Here is an 11,789-nt window from a genome sequence, read left to right on the forward strand (position 1 = left end):
CTGCAAGCGTCCGGAGGTCCTCACCGAAGCGGTCACCCGGCTGCGTCGGCTCACCGGCTGACCGGCTCACCGGCTGCGTCGGCTGCCGGCTCACCAACCGCCGTTCCTGGTTGCTCAGTTGCGGGTGGTGATGCTCGCCAGTCGGGCCGCCGCCTCCTCGTCGGAGAGCCCGGCGAGCAGCTCCACGACCAGCTCCTCGATCCGCCCGGCCAGCGCCCGGACGGTGCGTGCCTCGAAGAGTCCGGCCACCGTCAGGTCCACCTGGAACTGGTCGCGGATCCGGGCGACGAGCTGCACGGCGATCAGGGAGTTGCCGTTGAGGTCGAAGAAGTCGTCCTCGGCGCCCACCGCGTCCAGGCCGAGGGTGTCGGCCCACATCGCGGCGAGGACCCGCTCGACGTCGCCGTCCGGCTCCACGTACGGGGTCAGCAGGCTGCGCGTGGCCACCGACGAGGTCGGCTTCGGCGCGGCCATCAGCTGCTCCCGCAGCGCGTCCCGGGTCACCTCGGCGGCCATCCGCATCCGCTTGACGAAGCTGTCCGGGCAGACGATGACCTGCGGGGCCGCCCCGGAGTCGAGCATCCGGTGCAGCATCGGGTAGCCGTCGTCGGGCTCGATGCCGAAGGCCTTCTCGTTGCTGCGCAGCAGGGCCCGCTCCAACTGCCTGGCGACGCTGAACTGGCTCTCGTCGTCGTCGGTGTCGGCCTGCGCCGTCGCGTCCGGGGACCCGTCGGTGGACATCGTGGTGTCGGCGTACTCGAACATCGTGAAGCCCTTGATCGCCACCAACTCCACCCCGTCGGTGTCGACGAGGGTGATGTCGGTACGGATCAGCGCGCCCCGGGTGTCGTCGAGGTGCCTGATGTAGCTGTAGAACCGGCGCGGCAGGGTCCCGCGTACGGTGATCCGGTCGTAGCCGAAGGGCAGGTGGCTGGTCTGGCTGGCGACCACCGTCTGGCCGAGCGCGGTGGCCTTGTCCAGCAGCGCCGGGTGCAGCCCGAACTGGGTCAGGTCGGCGAGGAACTCCTCACCCAGCTCCAGCAGGACCAGTTCGTCGAAGAGCCCCGCCTCGGTGCTCTCGCTGTGCCAGTGCCCCTTGATGGCCTGCTGCCAACGCGGGCCGAGGCTGATGATCCCCTCGGTGGCGGCCTCCGCCTCGTCCTCCACCGCGCAGGTGGCCCGCCAGGCGGACAGGTCGTGGCGGGGGGCGTCGTCGCGGGGTCCCGGGCCGACCCGGGCGGTGGTGAACTCCACCGGGTTGCCGCCACCGGCGTCCGCGTCGGCGATCAGCACGTCGTAGCTGCCGCCCTGCGCCGGGGTGAGGATGACGTGGACGGTCCGGCTCTCGTCGAACGACAGGGGCCGCATGAAGACCACGTCCCGGACCTCGGCCGTCGCCTCCCCGGTGACCTCCTGGTAGGCCGCCCGGACCATCTCCACCAGGCTGGTGCCGGGCATTGTCGGCACGTGGGCGAGCTGGTGCTCGGCGGTCACCCAGTCGTCGGTCGACAGGTTCTTGACGAAGATGACCTGGTCGCTGCCGGCGCGGACCAGCCGGCTGCCCAGCAGCGGGTGGGTCACCTGCTCGAACCGGTCGCCCATCTCGAAGGAGGTGAGCAGGTCCGGTGCGTCGATCTCGAAGGCCATTCCCAGCTTGGACCAGATCGGCCAGTTGACCGACACCACGTGGGTTCGGCCCTCCTGCCGGGCGTGGGCGTACGCGTCGAGGATCGCGTTTGCCGAGCAGTAGTCGAACAGGCCGAAGTCGCCGGAGAAGACCGTGAACGAGGAGTAGAGCACGATCAGGTCGAGGCTGTCGCCGAAGACCTCCTCGATGGCCAGGGTGCCGAAGACCTTTGCGGAGAGCACCGCCTCGGCGTCGGCGAACTGGCGCGTTTCGAGCATCCCGCCGCCGGTGATGCCGGCGGCGTGCAGCACCCCGGACACCGGCCCGAACGTCGCCTCGGCCTGCGCCCGCACCTCGCGGAGCTGGTCCGGGTCGGTCACGTCGGCGGCCACCACGAGGACCTCACCGCCGGCGGCCTCGATCTCGCGTACCGCGGTGATCCGGGCGGTGGTCGGGCTCTCGGCACCGGCCAGCAGGTCGTCCCACTGGTCGCGGGGCGGCAGCCCGGAGCGTCCGGTGAGCACCAGCTTGGCCTGGTGCCGCTCGGCGAGGTCCTTCGCGGTGACCAGGCCGATGCCGCCGAGGCCACCGGTGATCAGGTACACCCCGCCGTCGCGCAGCAGTCGCTGCGCCGCGCCGACCCCGTCGAGCGCGACCTCCTCGTGCGCCCAGGTCCACCGCTTGCGGCCCCGGTAGGCGACCACCTGGTCACCGACGGCCGAGGTGATCTCCCGCAGCACCTGCTCGGCGACGGAGTCCGGCGTACCGCCCGCCACGTCGACCGAACGGCAGGTGGTGTCGCTGAACTCCTTGGGCAGCAGCCTGACGAACCCGTCCACGCCGCTCTTGACCGGCTCGATCCGCTCGCCGCCGACCACGTCGCGCAGCTCGCTGGTGAGCAGGTAGACGTCCAGCGGCGGGCTGACCGGGTTGCGGGACAACGCCTGCGCGGTGGCCAGGATGCTGAAGAACCCGTGGTCCAGACCGGCTCGGGCCCGGTCCCGGGCGGTCGCCCCGGACAGGTCGCCGACCAGCCAACCGTGCACGACCCTGAGCCGACCGGGCTGCCGGGTGAGGGCCGCCGCGACCACCGCCGGGTAGTCGGCGGCCTCGCCCGCACGCACCACGTACGCGTCGCCGTCGGCGGAGGGCTCGTCGCCGGCCCGTACGGTGACCACCCGGGCCCCGGCCGAGCGCAGCCGCCCGGTCAGGGCGTTGACGGGGTTCTCCCCCGCCGGTTCGAAGACCAGCCACACCGCGTCGGTGTCCACCTCGCCGGGGGCCGGCAGGGCGGTCTGCTTCCACACCGGCACGTAGTACGGCCCGGTTTCGGTGCTCACCGCGACGTCCTGGGTCTCGGTGACGGTGGCGACCCCGTCGAGCCAGGAGCGCTGCTTCTCATAGGGCACCCGGGGCAGGACCACCCGGTAGCGGGTCTCCCCCGACCACAGCGCGGAGAAGTCGACGGCGGCACCGGCCTGCCAGGCCTGGCCGAGCGCGCCGAGCAGGACGGTGGTGTCGGGCTGGCGGCGCTGCGGGTGCCGCATCGTCGGCACCACCAGGCCCTGCTTGTCGGCGGGGAGGCGACGTCGGGCCAGCCCGGTCAGGGTCTGACCCGGTCCGAGTTCCACCAGGACCCGCTTGTCGCCCTCGGTGAGCAGCCGGACGGCGTCGTCGAAGCGGACGGCGTTGCGCAGGTGGGCCGCCCAGTACCCGGGGTCGGTGGCCTGCTCGGCGGTGATCCAGTCACCGGTCAGGTTGGAGACGAACGCGACTGTCGGCTCCCGCCGGGCCACTGCCGCGACCAGCTCGGTGAACTGCTCCAGGATGGGGTCCATCATCCGGGAGTGGAAGGCGTGCGAGGTGTGCAGTCGACGTCCCTGCATGCCCTGCACCCCGAGGACCGCCTCGAACTGCTCGACGGCGGCGTGGGTGCCGGAGACCACCGAGAGGCCGGGTCCGTTGACGGCGGCCAGGTCGAGGTCGGCGGGGAGCAGGGAGGCGAGGGTCTCCTCCGGCAGCGGGACCGCCAGCATCGACCCGCTGGGCAGCTGCTGCATCAGTCGACCGCGCTCGGCGACCAGGCGCAGCGCGTCGTCGCGGGTGAAGACCCCGGCCAGTGTCGCGGCGACGTACTCGCCGACGCTGTGCCCGACCATGGCGTCCGGGGTGAGCCCCCAGCTCTGCACCAGCCGGGCCATCGCGTACTCGACGACGAACAGGGCCGGTTGGGTGACCTCGGTCTGGTTGAGCCGCTGGGCGAGCGCGGCCTCGTCGCCGGTGCCGTACAGCAGCTCGCGCAGGTCCCATCCGGTGTGCGCGAGCAGCACCTCGGCGCACTCGTCGACCTCGGTGCGGAACACCGGCTCGCTGTCGTAGAGGTCCCGGCCCATCTGCGGGTACTGGGCACCCTGGCCGGGGAAGGCGAACGCGACGGCGCGGCTGCCGCCGCGCGGCGGGACGACGCCGGTGGTGGGTTGCGGAACCCCGGCGGCGAGCCGGTCACCGGCCTCGGCCCCGTCACCGGCGACCAGGAAGCTGCGGACCTGCCGGACCGGCCGCCCCACCGCCAGGGTGTACGCGGCGTCGGCCAGCTCCTCGGGCCGCTCCCGCAGGTGGGCGCCGACCGCTGCGGCGGTGGACTCCAACGCGCTGGGGGTACGGGCGGAGAAGAGCAGCAGCTGCTCGGCGCGCTTCGGGGCGGACGACGGCGTGACGGCCGGCGCCTCCTCCAGGATGAGGTGGCCGTTGGTGCCGCCGACGCCGAAGGAGCTGACGCTGGCCCGCAGCGGCCCGGAGTCGGACTTCCACGGGGTGATGTCGGTGTTGACGTAGAACGGCGAGTTGTCGAAGTCGATCTGGGGGTTCGGCTCGTCGTAGTTGAGGTGGGGCGGGAGCACCCTGTGCTTCATCGCCAGGACCGTCTTGATCAGACCGGCCACACCGGCGGCCGCGCCGAGGTGACCGACGTTCGTCTTCACCGAGCCGATCCCGCAGTAGTGCCGGCGCTCGGTGTGCTGGCGGAACGCCTTGGTCAACGCGGTGACCTCGATGGGGTCGCCGACGAAGGTGGAGGTGCCGTGCGCCTCGACGTAGCTGATGGTCGCCGGGTCGACGCCGGAGCGGGTCAGCGCGTCGGAGACCGCCGCGAGCTGCCCCTCGACGCTGGGTGCGGTGAAGGCGCCCTTGGCGGACCCGTCGTTGTTGATGGCGGTGCCCCGGATGACGGCGAGCACGTTGTCGCCGTCGGCGAGCGCGGCGTCGAGGCGCTTGAGCAGGACCACTCCCGCCCCGCTGCCGAAGACGGTGCCCCGGGCCTTGGCGTCGAAGGTGCGGCAGTGCCCGTCGGGCGAGTAGAGGCTGCCCTCGCTGTAGAAGTAGCCGCTGACCCGGGGGATGAACTCCTCCACCCCACCGGCGAGGGCCATTTCGCAGTCCCCGTCGCGCAGCGCCTGGCAGGCCAGGTGGATGGCGACCATCGAGGTGGAGCAGGCGCTGAGGCAGGTGAAGGAGGGGCCGCGCAGGCCCAGCCGGTACGACACACCGGTGGCCAGGTAGTCGGCGGTGTTGGAGATGTTCGTGGACAGCTTGCCCATCACCCCGATGACCTCGGGGTGCTTGTTGACGTTGTCCTCGAGGTAGTTGTTGAACCCGACGCCGCCGTACACCCCGATCCGGCCCTGGTAGGCGCCCGGGTCGTACCCGCCGTGCTGGAGGGCGGTCTCGCACTCCTCCAGGAAGATCCGGTGCTGCGGGTCGAGGATCTCCGCCTCGCGGGGGCTCATCCCGAAGTAGCCGGCGTCGAACATGTCGGCGCCCTCGGTGATCGGGGCCGCCTTGACGTAGCTGGGGTCGGCGATGTGCGAGTCGGGGACCCCGGCCTCCCTCAGCTCGTCGTCGCTGAAGAAGGTGATCGACTCCACCCCACCGACGAGGTTGCGCCAGAACTCGTTGACGTCGCGTGCACCGGGGAAGCGGCCCGCCAACCCGATGATGGCGACCTGCGCGTCTTCGACACCGCTCACCGTATTCCCTCTCAGTTCCACCAGGATCGATGCCGCGTGTATCCACCAGGATCGATGCGGTCGTGGGCTTGCCACTCGGGCCGGCCAGACAGGACGAACGAAGTCTGTTTGCCGGACACGAGCAGCGACAAGATGGTCGGGCCCGCTTGGCGAGTAGTCGCCAGCCGGGCGGCACGGACAGGACCGGGCAGGTCGGACGCCACCGACACCGGTGCCGGAGGCACCGGTGCGCGTGGCTCGGCGGGCGACTACCCCATGATCACCGCGACCGTCGCGACGACGACGAGCACCACCAGGACCCCCAGCGGTACGGCCCGCTGCGTCCGCTCCCGGCGTTCCCCGGTGGGCAGCGCGAAGCCCATCGCCACCACCGCGCCGACCAGGAGCCCGGCGACGTGTGCGGCGACCGCCATCCCGGGGATGGCGAACGTGGTGACCACCCCGAACACGATCAGCCCGATCGGCAGCACCGGTCGGCGACGCAGCCGCAGACAGACCACCAGCAGGCCGGAGAAGGTCCCGAAGACGGCCCCGGACGCCCCGGCGGTCAACGCGTCGTGGGCGAACAGGTACGTCGCCACCGAGGCACCCAGCCCGGACAGCAGGAACAGTTGCAGGAACCGGGCCGCGCCGAGGATCGGCTCCAGGCGCCGCCCGGCGAGGACCAGCTGCACCATGTTGGCCAGCAGGTGGGCCAGGCCGTAGTGCAGGAACATGGTGGTCACCAGCCGCCACACCTGCCCCGAGTCGACGGCCTCGCCGTTCATCTCACCAGCCAGGTGCAGCGGGCTGATCCCGTCCCAGATCGCGCCGTCCGGGGTGAGCCCCTCGGTCACCGCCACCCAGACCAGGGCCACCACGGCGACCAGGACGTTCACCCCGACCAGGGACTTCAGCACCGGTCTGGTGGCACCTCCGGAACCACCGAACGCCGGCTCGACGGGGTCGTCGGTGGCGGCCCGGGACCGTTCGTCGACTGTCACGTCGTCCTCCTCGTCCTCGGGCGCGTCCGCGTAGACCTCGCCCCTGTCGTTCGACCAGATCCCGTCGCGCAGCTTCAGCAACGCGTACCCGGTCAGCACCGCGGCGAGCGCGGCGGACAGGAACAGGGGGGCCCGCAGTCCGCCCTCCCTACCGAGCAGCGGGATGGCGGCCTTGACCACCACGCCGCCGATCAGCGACCCCAACGCCAGCGGCCCCCAGGACAGCAGCCGGTAGATGCTGTTGACCCGGCCGAGCATGTGTTCGGGGACGATCCGTTGCCGGTAGGAGATGGTCACCACGTTCCAGATGACGGCGAGGGCGGCCCCCACCGACAGGGCGACCCCGACGACTATCGCGCTGGAGGTGAACCCGATGCTGAGCCCGACGGCGCTGTTGCCCGCCAGGGTCAGCAACAGCACCCGGCGCGGCCCGAACCGCTCCTCCAGCATCGGGGCGAGCCCCGCCCCGGCCGCCGCCCCGATCGCCCCGACGGCGAACAACAGCCCGTACTGGCCGGGGTTGAGACCCAGCACCTCCTGGGCGAAGAGGACCTGGGTGCCCACGATGATGGAGCTGGCCAGGTTGAGCAGCCCCAGGAAGATCCCGAGTTGGCGGAGCACCCGGTGGCCCCAGAAGTAGCGCAGCCCCACTGCCATGTCGGCCCGCAACGTCCCGCGTACCGTCAGCGGTTCGGTCGGGGGCACGGCCGTCGCCCCCGGTCCGGACGCCGCATCCGGTCCGGACGCCGCATCCGTCGGCGGGTCGGTCGGGGACGCGGCCGTGGGCGGTGGGTTCGCCTCGACCCCGTCGGCGGCGGCCGGTGCCACCACGGCCGGACGCCGGGTCCGGACCTTGACCAGCACGATGAGCCCGGCGGCGAGCAGGAACAGGGCGGCGTCCAGGGCGAACGGGAGGGTCACCGAGACCAGCAGGAGCCAACCGCCGACCGCCGGACCGAGGAACACCCCGCCGGTGGTGTCGGCGAGCAGCAGGTTGCTGTTGGCGCGGTTGAGCTGCGACGGGCGGACCACCCGGGGCAGGATCGTCTGGCTGGCGTTCTCGTTGAGCACGGTGAGCGTGCCGATGGCGAACGCCACCAGGTAGACCATCCACAGCGCTGTGACGTCGGTGAAGACCGCGACGGCGAGCAGGCCGACGACCAGGGCCCGACCGATGTGGGTGGTGGAGATCAGCCGACGGTGGTCGTACCTGTCGACCCACACCCCGGACGGAAGGCTGAACAGCAGCCAGGGCAGCTCCGCCGCCACCGCCACCGCGGCGATCGCCAGCGGGTCCCGGGTCAGCTCCGAGGTCAGCCAGGGGAAGGCGACGACGGTGATCCCCGAACCCAGGTTCGCCACGAACATCGCCGCCAGCAGGGCCCAGAAGGCCCGGCCGAGCGGGGCGGGTCGACCTGCCCTCGGGCTCACCGCAGGGCCGCCGTCGCCGGGTGGTGTGGCACCGGCGCCGGAGGACGCCACGGCCTGGTCCGGGGGTGTCGCCTGGTCCGGGACCATCGCCGAGGCGGGAGCGGTCACCGTGCCCGCCGGCTTCGCGGAGCCGGTACGTTCCGGCACCGTGTCGGTCACGCCGCCTCCTCGTGTCGCGCGGGATACCGGGTGCCCGCCGCTCGAACCGTTACAGGGCACGGCAGAGCCGGGCACCCCGTCAACGCGGTGTCCACTTCTCGCCAGCAGCCCCGGACGCCTTGCCCCACCCGGTCACCCCCGCGAGCATCTGACTGCGCAGGCCCATGCCCGCCGAGAGGAGATCCGCGTGTTCGCAGACGACGACGACCGGCAGTACACGGTCGTGATCAACGGCGAGGAGCAGTACTCGATCTGGCCGGTCGGACGGGCGGTCCCGGACGGCTGGACCGAGGTCGGGGTGACCGGCCAGAAGGCCGAGTGCCTGGAGCACATCAAGGGGGTGTGGACCGACATGCGTCCCAAGAGCCTCCGGCAGCGCATGGGCGTCTGACCGGTGGGCGCACTGCGTACCGGCATCGCGATCGAGGGCAGCGGGCTCGGGGTGGCCGAGCTGATCGGCCGGGCCCGGGTCGCCGAGGAACTCGACCTGGACTCGGTCTGGCTGATCCAGCTGCCCAACATGCGTGACAGCGCCTCGGTGCTCGCCGCGATGGCGGCCGTCACCGACCGGATCCAGCTCGGCGCGGGCATCCTGCCGATCTACACCCGGCCGCCGGTGGTGATGGCCCAGACCGCCGCGACGATCGACGAGGTCTCCGACGGACGGTTCGCACTCGGTCTGGGGATGGGACACCGGCTGACCGCCGAGTGGTCCCTGGGTGTCCCGCTGGGACCGGCCCTGCCCGCGATGCGGGAGTACCTGCAGATCGTGACCTCGCTGCTGCACACCGGCGAGGTCTACCGCGACGGCACGTACTACAAGGGCAACGCCCGCTACGCCTCTCCCCGACGGCCGCTCGTCCCGACGTACCTGGGGGCGCTGGGGCCGAGGATGGCGGAGCTGGCCGGTGAGGTGGCAGACGGTCTGCTGCTGTGGATGTGCACCGTCGACTACGTCCGGGACGTGGCGATCCCGCACCTGCGCAAGGGGCTCGAACGGGCCGGTCGCAGCCTCGACGACTTCCCGGTGGTGGTGTTCACCCCCGGTGCGGTCTCCGACGACCCGGCCACCGACACCGAGTCGCTGCGGCAGTACCTGTCGACCTACGCCCGGGTCCCCAACTACCGGGCCATGTACGAGGCCAGCGGGTACGCCCACGCCCTCACCGACGGTGGGATCGGCGACGACCTGCTCCGGGCGGTCGGCGTGATCGGCTCGGCCGACCAGGTCACCGGCCGGATCGCCGAGTTCGCGGCGGCCGGCGCGACCGAGGTGGTGCTCGCCCCGATGGCCAGCGCCCACGACGACAGGGACCGGTGGCGGCGTACCGCCCGGGCCGTCCGCGAGGCTGCCTCCGGCTGACCCGGGTACGCGTGCCGAGGGCGGGCGGGGTGCTCCCCGACCCGCCCTCGTCGTCTCACCCGGTCGTGCCCGCCGTCAGCTCGGCGGCCACCGTCCGCAGGATCGACCGGCGGTCCTGTTCGAAGAACGAGTGGTCCCCGGGGAAGAGCCGCAGGGCGAACTCGCCACTGGTCTCGGCCCGCCACCGCAGCATCGTCGGCACCGTGGTGCTCGGGTCGTCGTCGGCCCCGAAGACCGTGATCGGCATCCGCAGCGGCGGCCCCGACCGGTACGTGTCGGACTCGAAGACCTCGTAGTCGGCGCGGACGCTCGGCTCGAACATCGCGAACAGCCCCGGATCGTCGATGATCACCGGGGGGATGATGCCCAACGCCCGCAGGTGGTCGGCGAGTTCGGGCCCGGACATCTTGTGCACCCCGCCGTCGCGGTCCACCGCCGCCGGGGACGGGCAGGCGCAGACGAACAGGTGCGCCGGTGGCCGTCCGGCCCGCTCCAGGAGCCGGGCCAGCTCGAACGCGGTCAACGCCCCGGAGCAGTAGCCGAACAGGGCGTACGGGACGTCGGTCAGCCCCTCGACCACGTCGCCGAGCTGACCGACGACGTCCTCCATCCGGGTCAGCAGCGGCTCCCGCAGCCGGCTCTCCCGGCCGGGCAGCCGGACCGCGCACAGGTCGATCCCGTCGGGCAGGTCCGGACCCCAGGAGCGGAAGGTGGCCCCACCCCCACCGGCGTGGGGGAAGCAGATCAGTCGCATCCGGGCGTCGCCGGACGGCCGCAGCCGCGCGATCCACTGTGAGGTCAGCATCGGACCTCGCCTCCTTCGGCGTCGAGCGCCCGCAGAGCCTGGCTCATGCGGTGCACTGTGGAGTGGTCGAACACGAGCCGCATCGGCAGCTCACGTCCCCGTTCCCGGCCCACCCGGGCGACGAGCTGAGCGGCCAGGAGGCTGTGCCCGCCGATGTCGAAGAAGTCGTCGTGCACCCCGACCCGGGGCACCCCGAGAACCTCCGCCCAGAGCCGGGCGAGCTCCTCCTCGGCCTCGTCGGCCGGTGCGGCGGGGGTCGCGACCGGCTGCTGGTCCGGGTCGGGCAGGGCGAGCCTGTCGACCTTCCCGGTGACCGTCGACGGCAGCGACGCCAGCAGGGTGAAGGTGGACGGCACCAGGTGCGCGGGCAGGCTCTCGGCCAACCGGGTACGCAGCTGTGCGGGCGTCGGCGCACCGTCGGCCACCAGGTACGCGGCGAGTTCCGGCTCCGCCCCCGGGGTACGGTGCCGGGCCACCACCGCTGCCTGTCGGACCGCCGGGATCGCCTCCAGGGCGCGTTCGACCTCACCCGGCTCGACCCGGAAACCCCGGATCTTCACCTGGTGGTCGACCCGACCGAGCAGTTCGACCTGCCCGTCGGCGCGGACCCGGGCCCGGTCGCCGGTGCGGTAGAGCCGGGCACCCGGACGGTACGGGTCGGGCACGAACCGTTCGGCGGTCAGGTCGGGACGCCCGAGGTAGCCACGGGCCAGGCAGTCCCCGCCGACGTACAGCTCACCGGGGACGCCCACCGGTGCGGGCTGTCCGGCCCGGTCGAGGACGTACGCGGTGACGTTGGCCAGGGGACGGCCGACCGGGACGACCCCGTCGGCGGTGTCCGGGACGTACGCGGGGGGACAGAGGGAGTCCCAGCCCTCGGCGGAGCCGTACAGGTTGTGCAGGGAGCGGCCGGGCATCCGGTCGACGAACTCCCGGGCCAGGGCGGCGGGCAGGGGTTCCCCGGAGCTGATCCACAGGCGCAGCGTCGGCAGCCTGTCGGCGAGGTCGTCGACGGTGAGCAGGAGCATCCGCAGCAGCGTCGGCACCAGCAGGAGTCGGGTCACCCCGGCCGCGGCCAACGCGCCGGTCAGCGCCCGGGGGTCGCGTCCGGTGTCGGCGTCGACCACCACCGTCGGCACCCCGTGGACCAGCCCGCCGAGCAGTTCCCACAGGGAGTCGACGAAGGCGATCGGGGTCTTCAGGCAGCCGACGTCGTCGGGCCGGTAGGGGTGTTCGGCGGCGAACCACTCGATCCGGTTGACGATGGCGCGGCCGGTGACGGCGACGCCCTTGGGTCGGCCGGTGGAGCCGGAGGTGTAGATGACGGCGGCGACTCCGTCGAGGGTGGTCGACGGCTCCGGCAACGGTTCCTCGTCGGTCTCCCGGTCGGCGGCGG

General features: G+C 72.4%; 6 protein-coding genes. 2 read left to right on the forward strand and 4 right to left on the reverse strand.

Features of this window, described 5'->3' with window-relative positions:
- Positions 1-114: 114 nt before the first annotated feature.
- Both ABT336_RS24675 and ABT336_RS24680 read right to left on the reverse strand, forming a co-directional pair.
- Positions 115-5,652, reverse strand: coding sequence for a type I polyketide synthase (locus ABT336_RS24675; RefSeq protein ID WP_350899535.1), 5,538 nt, complete (start codon positions 5,650-5,652; stop codon positions 115-117).
- A 248-nt stretch (positions 5,653-5,900) separates the two neighbouring features.
- On the reverse strand, positions 5,901-8,225 hold the full coding sequence (locus ABT336_RS24680) for an MFS transporter (RefSeq protein ID WP_350899537.1): 2,325 nt from the start codon (positions 8,223-8,225) through the stop codon (positions 5,901-5,903).
- Positions 8,226-8,412: 187 nt separating this feature from the next.
- Between ABT336_RS24680 and ABT336_RS24685 the strand changes: the two genes are divergently transcribed.
- A complete protein-coding gene (locus ABT336_RS24685) occupies positions 8,413-8,616 on the forward strand; it encodes an MbtH family protein (RefSeq protein ID WP_350899539.1) in 204 nt (67 codons plus the stop codon).
- Positions 8,617-8,619: 3 nt separating this feature from the next.
- Entirely contained in the window at positions 8,620-9,588 is a 969-nt protein-coding gene (locus ABT336_RS24690) for an LLM class flavin-dependent oxidoreductase (RefSeq protein ID WP_350899541.1), read from the forward strand.
- Positions 9,589-9,643: 55 nt separating this feature from the next.
- On the opposite strand, the gene ABT336_RS24695 is transcribed toward ABT336_RS24690, so the two are convergent.
- Positions 9,644-10,393, reverse strand: coding sequence for a thioesterase II family protein (locus ABT336_RS24695; protein WP_350899543.1), 750 nt, complete (start codon positions 10,391-10,393; stop codon positions 9,644-9,646).
- Positions 10,387-11,789: non-ribosomal peptide synthetase (locus ABT336_RS24700; protein ID WP_350899545.1), on the reverse strand; the 1,403-nt coding region annotated here is incomplete at its 5' end. The genes ABT336_RS24700 and ABT336_RS24695, both read right to left, overlap by 7 nt.

Source organism: Micromonospora sp. NPDC000207, assembly GCF_040300925.1.
Taxonomy (GTDB): Bacteria; Actinomycetota; Actinomycetes; order Mycobacteriales; family Micromonosporaceae; genus Micromonospora.